The organism is Ruegeria sp. K3, from assembly GCF_056531845.1.
On sequence record NZ_JBQFMM010000009.1, the window covers coordinates 140,161 to 157,316 of the forward strand.

Below are 17,156 nucleotides of genomic sequence, written 5' to 3' on the forward strand. Positions count from 1 at the left end.
CGGGCCAGTGCGCCCAATCCACTTTCACTAATTTCCCCCGATGAGGGGCTGGCTTCTTACCCCCTTGGCCGGCCCCTCGACCTTTTTTGGGGTCTATGCCTGCGTCAGGATTTTCCGAACAAGTGCAGGCAGTGCGGTACTGTTATCATAGCTGAGCGTGTGCGGCATGTCCGAAACCGGCGACTTTCGATATCCCTGTTCAAACAGCAAAAACGGGACCTGAGCCCGTTGCGCAGTTTCGGCATCAACCTCACTGTCGCCAACGAAGATCAGTGGGCCTGCGGCTTGAAGGGTCTTGAAACAGGCGTGCAAGTGCTCTGGATCGGGTTTGCGTATATCCAGCGTGTCTCCACCAAAGACCGTGTTGAAATAGGGTAGCAGGCCAAGTTCGCCCAGCACATGCCGGGCAGGGGCTTCGGGTTTGTTGGTGCAGACCCCAAGCGCACAGCCCATATCGCGAAGCTCATCCAGCGCCTGGATCACGCCGGGATAAACTACGGTCTGATCGCAGGCGCCTGCATTGTAGTGCTTCAGGGTAAGCTGTGTCAGGTCCTTGTGAAGCGTTGGCTCCAGCCCGCAATGCGTCATCGCGCGCTCGACCAGCTTGGGTAGTCCGTTCCCGACGAATCCCCGGATCGTATCCTGAGGCAAGGCGGGGTGCCCCTGATCGTGCAGCATTCGGTTTACCGCAGCTGCAAGGTCGGCAAGGCTGTCTATCAGGGTGCCATCCAGATCAAATACGACAACTGCTGCCATCTGCGAATCCGCCTTTGTTTGTTGATGTCCAATGCCTAGGTCGTGCTGTGCGACGGCGCAATAGAGACCCGTGGGAGCGATTGAAAAAACAGCAGCTTGACAAACCTTACTATTTTTATCAGATTAATCACACGAACAGATAGCCAGCCCAAAACAGGGTCAGCCAGATCAAGCGAAACGAAGACAGACAAGGCCAAGTGCCACAGATGCTCTGGAGATGCCCCAATGAACGCGCAAACCCCTTCCTCGACCCTTAGCTACGCTGTTTCGATGCTTCCGGCCCACAAGGCGGAAGACCTCACCAATGGCGGCAATTTGGCCCATATCGAGCTGGGCGATCAGCTTTATACGCTGCGTATCACCCGCGCAGGCAAACTGATCCTGACAAAATGAGCGCACCTTCTTCGCGTGGCGGGGCGGCTGTTGGCCGTCTGGCTGACCTGAACCCCATTGAGGCCGGAGCCGTCATGTATCTGCGGCTTTGGGGTGATGGGGTCGAAGGCCGGGCAAATGCCGCAAGCGATTTTGACATCGCGCTGGGTGCAGATCAGGGACGCGCCACGATGCTGACGCTGGACCGGCTGTGTTCACTTTGTGCACATCACGGTCGCCGTCCGCTGGTGCGTCATGGGCTGGGATGTGCATGTCTGGGCGCTGATGAGAATTGTTTTGCCCAGATGATCGGTGCCGCCTCTGAAGGGGCGCGTGAAGATGCAGTGATGATGGCCTCGCTGATCGTACGGCCCGATTTCGCCCCGGCACTGGCCTCGTTGTCCGAGGAACTGGGCTTGGCGTTACGCCGGATGACCGTTTCGATCCCTTTGCCGACGACCGGGCACCACCCCCCACATTCAGTGCTCCACTGATCGACGGCGACAAAACCCCAGCAATTTCGCTGGGGTTTTGTGTTTCTTAGCAGCAGCCGCAGCCCGCATGATGATGATCGTGATCGCACATGGGGGCAGGGCTGTAGTCACCCACTTCGCCAAGAACCTCCCGCAGCGTCCAAAGAATCATGTCGACGTCCTCTGCTTCGACGGTTAGCGGTGGCCGGATTTTCAGGATATTGTCCTTGGGTCCCTCGCTACCGATCAGAATGCGATGATCGCGCATCCGATTCTTGACGTAGCTGCAAATCTCACCGCTTTCCGAACCGTCAGGATTGACCAGTTCCACCCCTAAAAACAGACCCATGCCGCGTACATCGCCAACGCAGGCAAAGTCCGCTTCGATCTTTCGGAGGCCGTCCATCAGACGAGTCCCCATCACACGGGCGTTCTCTTGAAGGCCTTCATCGTCGACGATGTCCAACACCTCTTTTCCGATCCGGCAAGACAGGGTCGATCCTCCGAAGGTCGAGAAAAACTCGATCCCGTTGTCGAAGCTTTCGGCGATCTCTTTGGTAGTGACCAGCACACCCAGCGGGTGGCCGTTGCCGATGGGCTTCCCCATTACCACTATGTCAGGCAGCGCGCCCTGATGTTCAAAGCCGAAGTAATAGTCGCCCAGGCGCCCGAGGCCGGTCTGGACTTCATCGGCAATGCAGACCCCTCCGGCGGCGCGGATTTTTTCATAGACCGCAGACAGATAGCCTTTTGGTGGAATGATCTGTCCCCCGACCGAGGGGAATGTTTCAGCGATGAACCCGGCTAGGCCTTGCCCTTTTGCCTGCAATGCCGAAATCGCCGGATCAATCAGGTCAGCAAACTTCCGGGCACGCTCGGGGTCATCACGCCGGAACGAGCCGCGATAGTCATCCGCGACCTCAACCAGTTCCACCCAATCTGCCTGCCCAATACCGCCAGGTTTGTTGAATTTGTAGGCCGAGATCGCCACCGCAGCGTTTGTGTTGCCGTGATAGCCGTGATCGGGCGTCACGATCCCTTTTGCCCCGGTATGCGCGCGCGCCAGACGCAGAGCCAATTCGTTGGCCTCAGTCCCTGAGTTGACGAAGAAACAGACCTCAAGGTGATCCGGCAGTTTCGACAATACCTTGTCGGCAAAGGCGGTTTGCGCCGGGTGCAGATAGCGTGTGTTCGAATTCATGCGCTTCAGCTGATCCGCTGCAACCGCCTGAATACGCGGATGCGCATGGCCTACATGCGGAACGTTGTTGTAGGCATCCAGATAGGGTCGCCCCCATTCATCGAACAGGTGATGCCTCCAACCACGCACCAGCATGACCGGGTCGTCGTATGTCAGGCTGAGATTTCCGCCGAAGTGTTCGCGCCTGTCCTGCAGGATCGCCTGCTTGTCGGTTGGTCGATAGAAAACCTTTTCATCAGGCAAGTTCAACAGTGCTGCGGGGTTGGGGCAGACCGCGTGCCAAAGCTCGAGCTCATCAGGATCCGCTACGCCCGGCCAGTCGGCCTGCATACCGTCGGTTGTCAGCGCCAGTTGGAAATGCACATGCGGGGCCCATCCGCCATTCTGACTGGCATCGCCCAGACGGGCAAAAGCTGCACCCTGAGCCACCGGGTCACCCGGTTTCAAACGCTCGCTCACCTCAGGGTCCAGATGGCCATAAAGCGTGTAGAATGCATCCCCTTCGGGCGTTTCGTGGTGCAGGATCACAACCCCGCCATAGTCGAGATGCGCGTCCCTGTTTTCAACCGCTTCGACCCGACCGCTGAGAGGTGCATGCAGCACTGTTCCGGCGGGTGCAAACACATCCACGGCCAGATGCACTGTGCGCCGATCCGACGCTTTCCACGGTCCCATGCGAAACCCCGGCTCAGCATAGATCAGGCGTGGCTCGCTGTAATACCCAAGCCAGGGACCATCCCCAAACTCCTCACCAACCCGCGCCGCCTCGTCCAGCGGCATTTGGAACGGGTTTTGAGGCCAGGTTGAGTTTTCCACCGACAGTGAGCCCATCGGTGCGTCGCTCAGATTCTGCCCGAACATCTGCGCGAATTGTCCGCGATGGCCGGACAGGTAGGCGTGAATGCGCTCGGCCCCGTCCACAACGGGCAAGCCACACGCTGCGCGCAATCGTGCGGGCATGAGCGCGCCATTGATTGCCCCATTTTCGATCAACCGCCACGCCGGGGCCTGGCTGATCGTGACATACGGATCATCCGGGTTCTCAATCGCCATCAGGGTCGAATTCACCACGGACACCGCCAAACGTGCTTGCAACAAAGGCCAGATCAGGTCGATCTCATCCGGGCGCAACCGATTGGCGGCGTGATAACCGCGTACCAGCGCAGCCAATGCGCGCTCGGGTTTAGGGTGGTCCAGAACGACATAGGCCCCGGCAATAGCCAGATCGCAAACACGCGGTGCCGCGCACATGTCGCCAAGATCGATCAGACCCGAGATGCTGCGTCGTTCGCCCAGATTGCCTTCGACAAGGATATTGTAATCATTGGCATCATTGTGAATCGCCTGCTTTGGCAATGCACCCAGTTGATCAGAGATCGCCTCAAAATCCGCAGCGATTTGTTGAACGCGCGCGCGTCTTGCCGGATCAGAGATGGCCTCTAGTTGGTCGACGATCCAACTCGCCCGCGTCAAATCCCATTTGAAATCGGCGCGCTGCAAACCCTCATGGGTGAACCCCTCCAGCGTCCGGTCGGTTGCGCCCAGAACACGGCCCAGTTTTAGTATCAGGTCTTCGGTCTTGGGCGCGCTGCTTGCATAGCATGCCCCCGGCAGTCGTTCCTGCAGCCAGACCTGTCGCGGTTGCCCATGTGCGTCGGCAATCTCGGGCAACATCATCCTGTTCAAATCGGGATAAACAGCAGGAAAGGGCAATCCGGGCGCTGCTGCGCTGAGATGTCCCAGCGCCTTGATCTGTAGATCGACCAATGCCGTATCGCACCCCGCGTGCATCACCTTGAGCACATAATCCTGCCCGTTGGTGGCTTCCACCAGAAAGTTGAGGTCGTACTCCCCATCCAGACGCGTCAGACGGGCGTCCAGACCCCAGTGTTCACGCAGGCGACCAGCCCAGAAAGTGTTCAAGTCGCTCATGCGCTATCTCTTGCAACTGCCACGGTGATCCTCTTCATCTGGCCAAAAATATCTTCGGGCGGAGTCGCGCCCTGGCGCGATGGGGCAGACAGCCCCCCCTTTGCTCAGTCCAGTGCTCGCAACCGTTTGAACAACGAGGACGTATCCCACCGGCCCCCGCCAAGTTTCTGCACGTCTTTGTAGAACTGGTCGACCAGCGCCGTCACTGGTAGTGAAGCCCCGGTCTCATTGGCGGTATCTAGACAGATTCCCAGATCCTTGCGCATCCAGTCGACTGCAAAGCCATGCTCAAAATGGTCATCCAGCATGGTCTCATACCGGTTCGCCATCTGCCAGCTGCCTGCCGCGCCTTGGCTAATCACCTCGACCACAGCCCGACCATCCAGCCCAGCCTTTTCGGCAAAATGTAATGCTTCGCTCAGGCCCTGCACCAGCCCTGCAATCGCGATCTGGTTGCACATTTTGGTCATTTGACCCGCGCCGCTGTCCCCAATGCGGCGGCAGATTTTGGAATAGACCTGCATCACCGGCTCAGCAGCACGATAAGCGTCCATGTCACCGCCGCACATGATCGATAGCACACCATTTTCGGCTCCCGCCTGACCGCCCGAGATCGGGGCGTCCACAAAAGCAACCCCCTGTGTCATGCCAGCCTCGTACAACTCACGCGTGACCTTGGCCGAGACGGTGGTGTGATCAACAAATACCGCACCCTTGGCCATTCCGTGAAAGGCGCCATCTTCACCTGTGCAAACCATACGCAGATCGTCGTCATTGCCAACGCAGGCCATCACGAACTCTGCCCCTTCTGCGGCTTGCCGCGGTGTCAGGGCCATCGCGCCGCCATGCTGGGCGACCCAAGCCTCGACCTTGGATGCGGTGCGGTTGTAGACGGTGACTTCGTGGCCGGCAGCCTGAAGATGCCCGGCCATCGGGTAGCCCATGACGCCTAGGCCAAGGAACGCAACTTTTGCCATGTGATGATCCTCTCTGTTATCCGCTCCTGCCTCAAGCGGACGGCAGGTCGTGATGTTTAGAAAGGACAAAGCAAAGCTTGGACCAAAGGGCAACCCTGCGTCACAATTTGCCGCTCAGATCCATAGCGATCGCGCGCCATTCGTTTCACATCTGAACCGGCGCGGATTTCATCTTCGAAAAACGGCCGCAGCTTTGAGCTCAGCCAATTCCCTCTGTAAACGCTGGTTTTCTGATTGCAGAACAGCCAGTTGCTGACCCAGATCATTCAGATGTGGCCGAAGCTCGGCCTCGGTAAAGCGCGGCGTGATGTGGCGGGGGCAATTCCAGTCAAGCGCTTCAACTTTGATGATCGCGGCACGTTCTGCCTCGGTCTCGGAGCCTTTGGTGTAAAGATCAGCCGCTGCTGCGGCACCTTCCGAGAATGTCATCTGGCCAAGTATCTTGAGGCGGCGCTGGTTCGCGTAGTCCATTAATATCAGTGCCACGCGGTCATTCCCATCCAGGTTGCCGCGCGAGATATATTGTTTGTTACCAGACAGGTCCGCATAGCCGATGGTGTGCGGGTCCAGCACTTTCAGAAACCCTATCGGCCCACCGCGAAACTGCACATAAGGCCAGCCGGTTTCTGAGACGGTGGCCTGATAGAACCCGTCGCGGGCGCGAATGAACGCCTCTTCGATCGGTCCGATTTGGTGGCCCTGTTTTGGTCCTCGGCTCAGGAATTTCGCGTAGGTCGCTGCGGATCCCATGCGTTCTTGATGGGCGCGAACGGCGGGTGTGAAGGTCAGTTCAGAAAAGGCGCGGGGCATTATGCTGTCTCCTGGGTCTTCCGGGGCGTTTGCGCAATATGGTCGATGATGGCCTGCTCTGTCAGGCGTGGGAACACAGATGTGAACGTTTGGCCCCAAATTCGGCAACGTTGCCAAGGACGTTGCGTAGCATCTGTCCTGGACGCCACGTCACATGGATTGGAAGGAATCACACACCCGGCTAGTTTTGGGCAAACACCTGATCTGGAGAGCTATTTGATGTCGCTTTTTACCAGCACCGCCGCCTGGGTTACTGACGAACACCGAATGTTTGCTGAAATGGCGGGCCGGTTCATGGATGATGCCTTGGTACCCAATACCGAGAAATGGGCCGAGAACGGGGCGGTTGATCGTACCTTTTGGTTGCAGGCGGGAGAGACGGGTCTGATGGCCGGTTCGATTGCTGAGGAATATGGTGGCGTCGGCGGCGGGATGGGTTTCGATTCCGTTACTTTGTATGAGCAGACTGCGCGCGGGGACGCAGGATGGGGATATGGCATCCAGTCTATCGTGACCCACTACATCACCGCTTATGGCAGTGAGGATCAGAAACAGAAGTGGCTGCCGAAACTGGCCTCGGGTGAGATGATCGGCGCGCTGGCCATGACCGAGCCGGGCACGGGATCGGATGTGCAAGCCGTGAAGACGACCGCTGAGAAGGATGGCAATTCTTATCGGCTCAACGGGTCCAAGATATTTATCACCAACGGGCAATCGGCTGATCTGGTTATCGTGGCTGCCAAAACTGACAAGTCGTTAGGGGCGAAGGGTGTCTCTCTGATTGTGGTCGAAACCGACGGGGCTGATGGATTCCGGAGGGGGCGGAACCTCAAGAAACTGGGAATGAAGGGCAACGACACAGCCGAGTTGTTCTTTGAGGATGTCAAAGTTCCAATGACCAACCTACTGGGTCCGGAAGAGGGGCAGGGGTTTTATCAACTGATGAAACAGTTGCCGTGGGAGCGGCTGACCATCGGGATCATGGCGCTGGGCGCGATCGATTTCGCCATATCGCAGACGGTGGACTACGTGCAGGAGCGCAAGGCGTTCGGACAACGGGTGATGGATTTCCAGAACACACGTTTCAAGTTGGCCGAGTGTAAGACCAAGGCCGAGGTGCTGCGCAGTTTCGTCAATGACTGCATTGGAAAACTGGAGGCCGGTGAATTGGATGCTGCGACGGCCTCGATGGTGAAATACTGGGGCTCTGAGGTGCAGAACGAAGTGATGCACGAATGCCTGCAACTGTTCGGCGGCTATGGGTTCATGATGGAATACCCAATCGCGCGGCTCTATGCGGATGCGCGGGTCCAAATGATCTATGGCGGGACGAATGAAGTCATGAAAGAGCTCATCGCCCGTTCGCTGGACGTCTGAACCAAAACACTCCCGCCCGTCGTCCACATTCCTTACGGAACGTCTCCTCCCGTTGGGCCAGGCAGGCGCGGACGCAGCCCGCGCTTGCCTGGCCCCCTGCCGTCCGCAGGACGCAAGGCCGAAGGCCGCGCAGGGTTTGGCTGTTGCTGGCGTTGATGCCTGACACGTCGCCTGCCATTGTGATCACGGAGTAGTCAGACCTGAAGGGAACCCGGTATGGAGAAGTCCAACAAAGATCGCATATCTGCCTTGCTCAAAAGCATCGAAACGGGCGATCCGGGTCCGGTTTCGGTGGTAAATGAAGCACGATACATCCAGCACAATCCTCAAACCCATGAAGGCAGCGAAGGGCTTGCATCCCTATTCAAACGGCTGTCCCAGACCTCACCGCGCGTGAATATCGTACGCGCCTTTGAAGACGGCGATTTTGTATTTGCGCATACGGAATATGATTTCTCGCGTCGTAATATCGGCTTCGAAGTGTTCCGGTTCGAAGACGGGCAAGCGGTAGAGCATTGGGACAATATCCAGAAACGGATGGGGCCAAACGGCTCGGATCACAGTATGGTGGATGGTCCGACCGAAGTTCGGGATGTCGAGCAAACCGAGGAAAACCGGGCCTTTGTTCGCGCCTTCGTCGAAACCGCGTTGATTGCCGGGGATCTCGACCAGATAGAGGCCTGTATCAACACTTCCGCTTACGTAGAACACAGCCCGCAGCTCTCGGATGACTTGACTGCCTTGAGGACCGCATTGGCCGATAGGAACGCCCTAAACTATCAGCATCTGCATCGGGTATTGGCGGAAGGGGATTTTGTACTGACCGTGTGCGAAGGTGAATATCAGGGCACTCACAGCGCATTTTATGATCTGTACCGCGTTGCAGATGGCAAGATCGTCGAACACTGGGACACGGTTGAGTCCATTGCACCACGCAGCGAATGGAAAAATGACAACGGCAAGTTCTAAGGCCGCGTTAGGCGTGGGCGTCTGCCCCAATCTGTTCACTGATCCAGGCTTGGAAAGACCGTAGAGGCTCGGGCATCGAGCGGTCATTCGGCCAGACCAGATAATAGCTGCCAAGGCTCACGCGCGGCCCGTCCCATGCCTGGACAAGCCGCCCGGTGCGCAAATCATCCTGCAGCAGATATGACGGTAACAGAGCCACGCCCAACCCATGAATCGTGGCCTGAATCATGGTCGAAAACTGATCGAACAGCATTCCCCGTAGGCCGGTGACGGGCTGGCCCTGTATCTCAAACCAGCGCTCCCAGGCATCCGGACGCGACTCCAGATGCAGCAGTGGCGCGGCGCGGAGAGCACCCAAGCTATTGAAATTGACAGCGGTAAGGGCAGGGGCGCAGACGGGCAGGACTTCTTCCCGCATGATCGGTAAATACTGAACGCCCGCCCAGTCTTGCTGACCGAAATGGATCGCGGCATCAAATGGTTCAGACATGAAATCAAACGGTTTGAGGCGGGTACCCAGATTGACGGTGACCTCAGGGTGCCGTTGCGCAAAATCCTGAAGGCGGGGTGCCAGCCAATGCATGCCGAACGCGGGAAGGATCGATAGATCAAGTGACCCACCCGCCGGGTTGGCTTTGAGTTTCAGTGCGGCCTGCGCCAGATCCTGAACAGCAGACCTTGCGGTTTGCACATAGTCTTTGGCTGCTGGCGTCAAGTGCAATCGCATCTGGCTGCGCTCAATCAATTGCACGCCCAGCTGATCCTCCATCGTCTTCAATTGCCGGCTGATCGCGCTTTGTGTCAAGGACAGCTCAGCCGCAGCAGCAGATGCGCTGCCCAGCCGATCTACGGCTTCAAGCGCAAGCAAGGACGAGATTGAAGGCAAGAAACGGCGGGGTGCAATCATATGACAATTCCTCATACCTATTGAACGCAATAGCACTGGTTTTTTCCTACCGCCAGAGCGATGAGTGGTGCGCCACATCACTTTTGTGGTCGAGCGGGTGCCGTATCATCCGCGATCTTGAAATTCACGTCGGAGCGCGGGACAAATCAGCAAGCGGGTCGGGCCCGCGCAGAGGTTCCCCAAGGCCGATGACACCAACAAGACAAAAGCGAGATACATGGACCGCGCCCAGATCGTACATGAGAATTTCCTGACCCGTGTCGCAAATCGTGATTTTCCCGACGGAGCCCCACCGCGCGTCGGTCTGGGCGATGCTGAAGCCGTTTCGCTATTCCGGTCGCAAGTTCTCAGCCGCGCGTTGGATCGGACCAGCCGGGTGATGCAGAAGGCGGGGCAGGGGTTCTACACCATCGGCTCATCTGGCCACGAAGGGATGGCCGCCGTCACGCACGCATTGCGCCCAAGCGATATTGCCTTTCTGCATTACCGGGATGCTGCGTTTCAGATCGCGCGTGCCGAACAGGTGCCGGGCCAGCAGATCGCGTGGGATATGCTGCTCAGCTTTGCGTGCTCGAAAGAGGACCCAACCTCGGGCGGGCGGCACAAGGTGTTGGGATCAAGGGCGCTGATGATCCCGCCGCAGACCTCGACCATCGCCAGCCATTTGCCCAAAGCCGTTGGTGCGGCTTATGCGCTGGGGGCAGCCCGGCGACATGCGCCCGAACATCGCGTGTTGCCGGAAGACGGGATTGCGATGTGTTCATTTGGGGATGCCTCGGCCAATCACTCAACCGCGCAGGGGGCGATCAACACGGCAGGCTGGACCAGTGTGCAATCGACGCCGCTGCCGCTGCTGTTCGTGTGTGAAGACAACGGGATCGGGATTTCGGTCAAAACGCCCAAGGGCTGGATTCAGGCGTCGATGGAGCATCGTCCGGGGATCAAGTATTTTCAGGCCAATGGGTTGGACATTTATGAAACCCATGCGGTCGCGAAAGAGGCTGCAGATTATGTCCGCAAGCGCAGGAAACCGGCCTTCCTGCATCTCAGAACCGTGCGGCTTTATGGCCATGCCGGGGCGGATGTGCCCACGACCTATCTGCCGAAAACTGAGGTTGAGGCGGATGAGGCCAATGATCCGCTTTTGCACACCGTACGACTGCTGGATCAGGCGGGTGCATTGTCGCCGGATCAGGCGTTAAAAATCTACAGCGATACCTGCACCCGAACGGATCGTGTAGCTACAGAGGCTGCCAGCCGTCCCCATCTTGCCAATGCGACCGAAGTGATGGCAAGCCTGATCCCGCCTAAGCGCCCTTGTAAAGCGACCAACGGCCCGAGCGCTGAGGCGCGTGCGAAGACCTTTGGCGCAGATATGCGCGCGATGGATGAGCCGCAGCCGCTCAGCCGCCTGATCAACTGGGCGCTGACCGATCTGATGTTGGAACATGCCGAGATCGTTTGCATGGGCGAAGATGTGGGCCGCAAAGGTGGCGTCTATGGCGTCACACAAAAGCTGCAGCAACGCTTTGGTCCGGACCGCGTGATTGATACGCTGCTGGATGAACAGTCCATTCTGGGTCTCGCGATCGGTATGGGCCATAACGGATTCATCCCGATCCCTGAGATCCAGTTTCTAGCCTATCTGCACAATGCCGAGGATCAGATCAGGGGGGAGGCGGCAACCCTGCCGTTCTTCTCGAACGGGCAGTTCACCAACCCTATGGTGCTGCGAATTGCGGGGCTGGGATATCAGAAGGGCTTTGGCGGGCATTTCCATAACGACAATTCACTAGCTGTTTTGCGGGATATCCCCGGAGTAATTATCGCCTGCCCGTCGACCGGGGCCGATGCAGCACTGATGCTGCGCGAATGCGTGCGGTTGGCGCGCGAAGAGCAGCGGGTCGTGGTGTTTCTTGAACCGATCGCACTCTACCCGATGCGCGATCTGCATGCGGCGCAGGATGGCGGGTGGATGACCACCTATCCTGCGCGGGATCAGAAAATTGCGCTGGGCGAGGTGGGAGTACACGGGGACGGCACCGATCTCGCCATCGTGACCTATGGCAACGGGCATTACCTGTCGCAACAGGCCCTGCCCGAAATTGAGGCGGCGGGTCTAAAAACCCGGATTATCGATATGCGTTGGCTAGCTCCTCTGCCAGAGGAGGCCTTGCGTGAAGCCACCAAAACATGCGCGCATGTTCTGATCGTCGACGAATGCCGCAAGACCGGCAGTCAGTCCGAAGCGCTGATGACTTTCTTCGCCGAAGAAAGTCCCTCCACCCCAACCGCCCGCGTTGTGGCCGAGGATTGCTTTATCGCAACCGGCCCGGCCTATGCCGCGCCTCTTCCTTCGAAAGACGGTATCGTTGCCGCAGCGCTGGCTTTGACAGGAGCAGCCTCATGACCCGCACCGCCGTTGTGATCTGCCCGGGCCGGGGCACTTATAACAAGCCTGAGCTGGGCTATCTGCACCAACATCATTCGGATCGTATGGACTTGTTCCGCAGCTTCGACGCCATTCGCGCCGGAACCGGACAGGATGCGATTACTGCCTTGGATGGGGCTGATCGCTTTAGCGTCGGGAAGTACTCGCGCGGCGATGTGGCCTCACCCCTGATCTATGCTGCCGCGTTGGCCGATGCGCAGGCATTGGCCAACGATATTGAAGTCGTCGCCGTCACTGGTAACTCGATGGGCTGGTATATTGCGCTGGCCACCGCAGGGGCATTGACCCCTGGGAACGGGTTTCGCGTGGTCAATACGATGGGCACGCTGATGCAGAAGCACCTGATCGGCGGTCAACTGGTTTACCCATTCGTCGATGAGACATGGGCGAATGATCCTGCCCGCAAAGCCGCATTGCTGGATGAGGTGGCGAGGATCAATGCGTTGCACGATCACACTCTGGCGCTTTCCATCGATCTGGGCGGGATGCTGGTATTGGCAGGCAATGAGGCGGGTCTGACGGCGTTTGAGGCGGCACACCCCACCGTGCAGGATCGGTTCCCATTGCGGCTGGCCAATCACGCCGCCTTTCATACGGCGCTGCAGGCCCCGGTGGCGGCGGAAGGTCGGGCGCAATTGAGTTCTGATCTTTTTGCTCAGCCCAAGTTCCCGATGATTGACGGGCGCGGCAAAATCTGGTGGCCCGGCGCAACTGACACGAGTGAGTTGTGGGACTACACGCTGGGCCATCAGGTGACCGAGACCTATGACTTCACCCATGCGATCCAGACGGCCGCACGCGAGTTCGCGCCCGAGCTGTTCATCATCACCGGCCCCGGTGCAACGCTGAGCGGCGCGGTGGCGCAGTCACTGACACTGGGGCGCTGGCGGGGCATGACCGACAAGGCGTCATTCCAGTCGCATCAGGAGGCGGATCCATTCCTCATCGCCATGGGGCGGGCTGACCAGCGCGCCCTTGCAACCAACTGAGACCAGCCTGATGATCAGCGAAACTTTGGCGAGGCCCGGGCATGCGCGACTATGATCAATCGTTATGGCGGCAGACCTGTCGCGAGCGTATCGACACGCAAAAGCTTTCTGATGACGTAAGCGTTGATCTTGCCGTGATCGGCGGTGGTTACACCGGGTGTTCTGCGGCCTTGACCGCAGCAAAAGCGGGGGCTTCGGTGTGCCTGCTCGAAGCGCATCAGATCGGCCATGGTGGATCGGGGCGGAATGTCGGTCTCGTCAACGCAGGGCTTTGGCTGCCACCCGATCAAATTCGGTCGCATCTGGGGCAAATGGCGGGGGATCGGTTGATCGATCTGCTGGCTAACGCGCCGTCAGACGTGTTCGAGTTGATTGAAGCGCACGGGATTGACTGCGAGCCTGAGCGGCAAGGCACGTTGCATTGTGCTCATTCGGCATCGGGCTTTGGTGATCTGCGTACACGCCACGCACAGCTGAGCGCTTCTGGTGCGCCGGTTGAATTGCTTGATCCTGATGCGTCGCGCCAGCGGACGGGCAGCCCGGCAGTCCACGGCGCATTGTTTGACCCCCGCGCGGGTACAATTCAGCCGCTGGGCTATGCGGTGGGACTGGCCCGCGCCGCACAGAATGCGGGGGCGCAGATATATACGCAAAGCCCGGTTCGATCTTTGCGGCAGGAAGCCGGGGCTTGGGTGCTGCAGGGGGATGGTGGAACCGTACGCGCAAGATCGGTTATTCAGGCGACCAACGCTTATCATCAGGGCATCGCCGATATGGCGCCCGACTATGTGCCGGTCTATTACTTCCAATACGCCACCGCGCCGCTGTCCCATAACCTGCGGGCCAGCATATTGCCGAAGGCAGAAGGATGCTGGGATACCGGCCTCATCATGACATCCTTCCGTTTGGATCAGACGGGGCGGTTCGTCATTGGCGGCATGGGGGATCTAAGCAGCGCCGGAGGATTTGCCCACAAATCCTGGATCAGGCGCAAACTGGCGGCGCTGTATCCGCAACTGGCGGATCAGCCGTTGATCGAGGGCTGGCATGGGCGGATTGCCATGACTTCGGATCACATTCCCAAAATCACTCAGATCGGGCCAAATGCGTTAGCCGCGCATGGGTTTTCTGGTCGCGGGATCGGGCCGGGCACCGTGTTCGGGCGCTTGATGGCAGAGAGCCTGCTGAAGGACGATCCGTCTTTGCTGCCGGTTCCGTCAGTGGCTGAGTATAGCGAAAACTGGACTGGCCTGCGCCGCGCCTTCTTCGAAACCGGCGCGGCGCTGACGCATCTTGTTAAGGCGCGGTTCTGAGTTCAGACAGACCGGGTGATACCGCCATCGACGCGGATGTTCTGCCCGGTTATGTAGCCTCCGCCTTCGGAGGCGAGCATAGCCACGACCGAGGCGATCTCATCATAGCTGCGCCCGTAGCGGCCCATCGGGATGCGTGTGCGGAACTCTTCTTTTTCCGGAAGGCTGTCGATGAACCCGGGCAAGACGTTGTTCATGCGGATGTTGTCGGCGGCGTATTTGTCCGAGAACAGCTTGGTAAACGCCGCCAGCCCGGCGCGGAATACGCCCGAGGTAGGAAAAACCGGGTCCGGTTCAAACGCAGCAAAGGTTGAGATGTTGATGATCGATCCACCGCCCTGCGCTTGCATGATAGGGGTCACCAACCGCGTAGGTCTTACGGCATTCATGAAATAGACATCCATGCCGGTGTGCCAGTCCTCATCGGTCAGCTCAAGCACCGCAGCGCGGGGCCCGTGCCCGGCTGAGTTCACCAGCACATCGATCCGCCCCCAATGGGACATTGCTGCATCGACCAGTTTCTGCAGGTCATCATTCGACTGGTTCGAGCCCGTGATGCCCACGCCACCCAACTCATGCGCCAGCGCCTCACCCTTGCCTGACGAGGACAGGATGCCGACTTTGAAACCATCCGCCGCCAATCTGCGCGCGGAATCCGCGCCCATACCGCTGCCGCCTGCCGTGATCAAAGCTACTTTTTCCATCTTCACGCTCCTTTGCGATGTTTGGTATAAAGATGGCTGGCAGCGTTCACTTTGACCAATCAGTTCTATTGCGCATAGGCTGTAGAAAATCTACAGTTTAGGTATGCCCGCTCTTCCACCTCTCAATGCGATGCGCGCCTTTGAGGCCTCGGCACGCCACTTGAACTTTCGCTTGGCTGCGGAAGAAATTGGGGTGACTCAAGGGGCCATTGCGCAGCAGGTGCGGGGGTTGGAGGCGCGGCTGGGCACTGCACTCTTTGAACGACTACCACGTGGGTTGCGCTTGACCGAAGCGGGGCGTCGGTTCCACGCGCCGCTGCGTCGGGCGTTTCGGCTGATTGAAGAGGCTGTCGATGAGCTGGCTGATCAGCGGCAGATCACGATCTCGGTCACGCCCAGCTTTGCCTCAAAATGGCTGGTGCCGCGTCTGAATGATTTTGTGACCCGCCATCCCGATATCTCGGTGCAGGTTGACGCGCGCGAGCGGTTGGCGGATTTCCAGTCTGATGGAATCGATATTGCAGTACGCCAGAGCCGTTCACCGGTTGCTCGAGATCTGCAAGCAACACCTTTGTTCTCGACCGAATTCGTTGTCGTGGGCAGTCCGGACCTCGCATCGCAAATTTCAGGTCCAGACGACCTGATGCAACACGTTTTACTCAGTGATTCCCATGGGCTGTGGCCGTTGTTTCTTGAACGCGCCGGGGTCGAGGGGAAGCCGCGGATGATGAGTTTCAGCCAGACAAGTCTGGCGATAGACGCCGCTGTCTCGGGGCAAGGCTTTGCGCTGGCCAATGCGCCACTTGTGTCTGCGGAACTGACTTCGGGTCGGTTGGTGCAGCCGCTCTCTGAGGTACTGGTTGACGATTTGAGCTTTTTCATCGTCACCCCGCAGAAACCGCGCCAACCGGAGCTGGTGAAACAGGTGCGCGACTGGTTGCTATCTCAGGTCTGAAGCGTGGCTGCAATCGCGTCTATTCGTTCCCGTAACCAACGATGTGCTGGGTCGTTGGCCGAGCGTTGATGCCAGACCATATAGATCGACACCGGTTCGCATTTGAACGGCAAAGGCGCGCTGTCCAGCGTGGCAAGCGGCCCGTGCTTCATCAACGCCGTGTCGGTCGAGATCAGGTCGCTGCCTTTCACGAAAGGTGGGATCGCGTTGAAATGCGGCAGGGTTACGACGGGCGGTCTGATCTGGCTTTGATCCACGCCACGCATCACGGCACGGGCGTTGCGCCCGTCGGCAAATCGCACCTCGACATGATCGCTGTTGCAATAGGAGCGCCAATCCTCAGGCGGATCACGGTGAGCGGCATCATAGAATACCAAAAAGGGGCTGGTGATCAGCCGCTTCTGAAAGATATCCGGCCCGTCCGGTGGCAGCGGGGTGAGCATCAATTGACACCGGTCGCTGCGCAGCAAGTCCGGGTCGGGAACACCCGACGGGATGAACTCCAGCCGCAACCTGACGCCTTCGGCGCGTGTCGCCCGCAGAAGTTCGGGAAAGATCAACTCACGCGGCATGTCGTTGGTGGCGACCTGAATGTCCATCTGTTCGGACAGCGGATCAAACGGGCGACCTTCGGTCAGGGCGCGCATGTTGTCCAGCACCTGTTGCACCGGCTCTTTCAACGACAAAGCGCGTTCGGTCGGGGTCAGCCCCTGTCCGCATCGGACAAATAGTGGATCGCCCAGCACTTGCCGCAACTTGCCCAGCGTATGGCTGATGGCCGATTGCGTCACCCCTAACCGGTCGGCAGCTTTCGACACCGAGCTTTCTTCGAGTATCGTCAGGAACACCCGTAGGACCTTGCCTTCCAGATCTGTGAAATCAATTCTGCTCATACAATTTATGATTATTCATGAATGGATTTGGTGTCCATGCCGGGGTAGGGGAAAGGGCAGCTAACTGGAGGCGCGC

Annotated in this window: 15 protein-coding genes; 8 read left to right on the forward strand and 7 right to left on the reverse strand. The window is 58.6% G+C overall.

Annotated features, from left to right (window positions below; translation table 11 throughout):
• Window positions 1-93: 93 nt before the first annotated feature.
• Complete coding sequence (gph, locus tag ACR0MP_RS16395) at window positions 94-756, reverse strand: phosphoglycolate phosphatase (protein WP_170408196.1); 663 nt, start codon at window positions 754-756, stop codon at window positions 94-96.
• A 225-nt stretch (window positions 757-981) separates the two neighbouring features.
• On the opposite strand from gph, the gene hemP reads away from it, so the two are divergent.
• Together hemP and ACR0MP_RS16405 are read left to right on the forward strand one after the other, a co-directional pair.
• Window positions 982-1,149, forward strand: coding sequence for a hemin uptake protein HemP (gene hemP, locus ACR0MP_RS16400; RefSeq protein WP_170408197.1), 168 nt, complete (start codon window positions 982-984; stop codon window positions 1,147-1,149).
• Window positions 1,146-1,622 (forward strand): hypothetical protein, encoded by a 477-nt coding sequence (locus tag ACR0MP_RS16405; protein WP_480887240.1) that lies wholly within the window; start codon window positions 1,146-1,148, stop codon window positions 1,620-1,622. The genes hemP and ACR0MP_RS16405 overlap by 4 nt, the downstream gene beginning before the upstream one ends.
• 46 nt (window positions 1,623-1,668) lie before the next feature.
• On the opposite strand, the gene ACR0MP_RS16410 is transcribed toward ACR0MP_RS16405, so the two are convergent.
• From ACR0MP_RS16410 to ACR0MP_RS16420, 3 genes are all read right to left on the reverse strand, one after another.
• Window positions 1,669-4,734, reverse strand: a complete 3,066-nt coding sequence (locus tag ACR0MP_RS16410) for an aminotransferase class III-fold pyridoxal phosphate-dependent enzyme (protein ID WP_480887238.1) — start codon at window positions 4,732-4,734, stop codon at window positions 1,669-1,671.
• Between the two features lie 104 nt (window positions 4,735-4,838).
• Window positions 4,839-5,765, reverse strand: a complete 927-nt coding sequence (locus ACR0MP_RS16415; protein WP_480887341.1) for an NAD(P)-dependent oxidoreductase — start codon at window positions 5,763-5,765, stop codon at window positions 4,839-4,841.
• Window positions 5,766-5,879: 114 nt separating this feature from the next.
• The gene (locus ACR0MP_RS16420; protein WP_170408200.1) at window positions 5,880-6,521 is read right to left on the reverse strand and encodes a pyridoxamine 5'-phosphate oxidase family protein; all 642 of its coding nucleotides are present in this window, start codon (window positions 6,519-6,521) and stop codon (window positions 5,880-5,882) included.
• Between the two features lie 219 nt (window positions 6,522-6,740).
• On the opposite strand from ACR0MP_RS16420, the gene ACR0MP_RS16425 reads away from it, so the two are divergent.
• Complete coding sequence (locus ACR0MP_RS16425) at window positions 6,741-7,898, forward strand: acyl-CoA dehydrogenase family protein (RefSeq protein WP_170398374.1); 1,158 nt, start codon at window positions 6,741-6,743, stop codon at window positions 7,896-7,898.
• Between the two features lie 216 nt (window positions 7,899-8,114).
• A complete protein-coding gene (locus tag ACR0MP_RS16430) occupies window positions 8,115-8,867 on the forward strand; it encodes a nuclear transport factor 2 family protein (protein WP_170737047.1) in 753 nt (250 codons plus the stop codon).
• A gap of 7 nt (window positions 8,868-8,874) precedes the next feature.
• Here ACR0MP_RS16430 and ACR0MP_RS16435 read toward each other — a convergent pair whose 3' ends face one another.
• On the reverse strand, window positions 8,875-9,774 hold the full coding sequence (locus ACR0MP_RS16435) for a LysR substrate-binding domain-containing protein (protein WP_170737043.1): 900 nt from the start codon (window positions 9,772-9,774) through the stop codon (window positions 8,875-8,877).
• Window positions 9,775-9,991: 217 nt separating this feature from the next.
• Between ACR0MP_RS16435 and ACR0MP_RS16440 the strand changes: the two genes are divergently transcribed.
• Genes ACR0MP_RS16440 through ACR0MP_RS16450 form a run of 3 tightly spaced genes read left to right on the forward strand, consistent with a single transcriptional unit; the run spans window position 9,992 to window position 14,528 of the window.
• The gene (locus ACR0MP_RS16440; protein ID WP_480887236.1) at window positions 9,992-12,184 is read left to right on the forward strand and encodes a dehydrogenase E1 component subunit alpha/beta; all 2,193 of its coding nucleotides are present in this window, start codon (window positions 9,992-9,994) and stop codon (window positions 12,182-12,184) included.
• Window positions 12,181-13,215: an ACP S-malonyltransferase gene (locus tag ACR0MP_RS16445; protein ID WP_480887235.1), complete on the forward strand. Its 1,035-nt coding sequence runs from the start codon at window positions 12,181-12,183 to the stop codon at window positions 13,213-13,215. Before ACR0MP_RS16440 ends, ACR0MP_RS16445 begins: the two co-directional genes overlap by 4 nt.
• 41 nt (window positions 13,216-13,256) lie before the next feature.
• Window positions 13,257-14,528, forward strand: a complete 1,272-nt coding sequence (locus ACR0MP_RS16450; protein ID WP_170595162.1) for an NAD(P)/FAD-dependent oxidoreductase — start codon at window positions 13,257-13,259, stop codon at window positions 14,526-14,528.
• A 2-nt stretch (window positions 14,529-14,530) separates the two neighbouring features.
• Here the strand turns inward: ACR0MP_RS16450 and ACR0MP_RS16455 are convergent, their stop codons facing one another.
• The gene (locus ACR0MP_RS16455) at window positions 14,531-15,232 is read right to left on the reverse strand and encodes an SDR family oxidoreductase (protein ID WP_480459942.1); all 702 of its coding nucleotides are present in this window, start codon (window positions 15,230-15,232) and stop codon (window positions 14,531-14,533) included.
• Window positions 15,233-15,335: 103 nt separating this feature from the next.
• Here ACR0MP_RS16455 and ACR0MP_RS16460 point away from each other — a divergent pair, with 103 nt between their 5' ends.
• Window positions 15,336-16,187 carry a LysR substrate-binding domain-containing protein gene (locus ACR0MP_RS16460; protein ID WP_480887233.1) on the forward strand — a complete coding sequence of 284 codons (852 nt, stop codon included), beginning with the start codon at window positions 15,336-15,338 and terminating at the stop codon, window positions 16,185-16,187.
• On the opposite strand, the gene ACR0MP_RS16465 is transcribed toward ACR0MP_RS16460, so the two are convergent.
• Window positions 16,178-17,080 carry a LysR family transcriptional regulator gene (locus tag ACR0MP_RS16465; protein ID WP_170408208.1) on the reverse strand — a complete coding sequence of 301 codons (903 nt, stop codon included), beginning with the start codon at window positions 17,078-17,080 and terminating at the stop codon, window positions 16,178-16,180. The genes ACR0MP_RS16460 and ACR0MP_RS16465 overlap by 10 nt on opposite strands.
• Window positions 17,081-17,156: the final 76 nt, after the last annotated feature.

Excerpts from the sequence above, each read along its gene's own strand:
- ACR0MP_RS16405 (WP_480887240.1), top strand. The coding sequence starts at position 1,146 with ATGAGCGCACCTTCTTCGCGTGGCGGGGCGGCTGTTGGCCGTCTGGCT.
- ACR0MP_RS16445 (WP_480887235.1), top strand. The coding sequence starts at position 12,181 with ATGACCCGCACCGCCGTTGTGATCTGCCCGGGCCGGGGCACTTATAAC.
- ACR0MP_RS16430 (WP_170737047.1), top strand. The coding sequence starts at position 8,115 with ATGGAGAAGTCCAACAAAGATCGCATATCTGCCTTGCTCAAAAGCATC.
- ACR0MP_RS16440 (WP_480887236.1), top strand. The coding sequence starts at position 9,992 with ATGGACCGCGCCCAGATCGTACATGAGAATTTCCTGACCCGTGTCGCA.
- ACR0MP_RS16420 (WP_170408200.1), bottom strand. The coding sequence starts at position 6,521 with ATGCCCCGCGCCTTTTCTGAACTGACCTTCACACCCGCCGTTCGCGCC.
- hemP (WP_170408197.1), top strand. The coding sequence starts at position 982 with ATGAACGCGCAAACCCCTTCCTCGACCCTTAGCTACGCTGTTTCGATG.
- ACR0MP_RS16450 (WP_170595162.1), top strand. The coding sequence starts at position 13,257 with ATGCGCGACTATGATCAATCGTTATGGCGGCAGACCTGTCGCGAGCGT.
- ACR0MP_RS16425 (WP_170398374.1), top strand. The coding sequence starts at position 6,741 with ATGTCGCTTTTTACCAGCACCGCCGCCTGGGTTACTGACGAACACCGA.
- ACR0MP_RS16465 (WP_170408208.1), bottom strand. The coding sequence starts at position 17,080 with ATGAGCAGAATTGATTTCACAGATCTGGAAGGCAAGGTCCTACGGGTG.
- ACR0MP_RS16435 (WP_170737043.1), bottom strand. The coding sequence starts at position 9,774 with ATGATTGCACCCCGCCGTTTCTTGCCTTCAATCTCGTCCTTGCTTGCG.
- ACR0MP_RS16460 (WP_480887233.1), top strand. The coding sequence starts at position 15,336 with ATGCCCGCTCTTCCACCTCTCAATGCGATGCGCGCCTTTGAGGCCTCG.
- gph (WP_170408196.1), bottom strand. The coding sequence starts at position 756 with ATGGCAGCAGTTGTCGTATTTGATCTGGATGGCACCCTGATAGACAGC.
- ACR0MP_RS16410 (WP_480887238.1), bottom strand. The coding sequence starts at position 4,734 with ATGAGCGACTTGAACACTTTCTGGGCTGGTCGCCTGCGTGAACACTGG.
- ACR0MP_RS16455 (WP_480459942.1), bottom strand. The coding sequence starts at position 15,232 with ATGGAAAAAGTAGCTTTGATCACGGCAGGCGGCAGCGGTATGGGCGCG.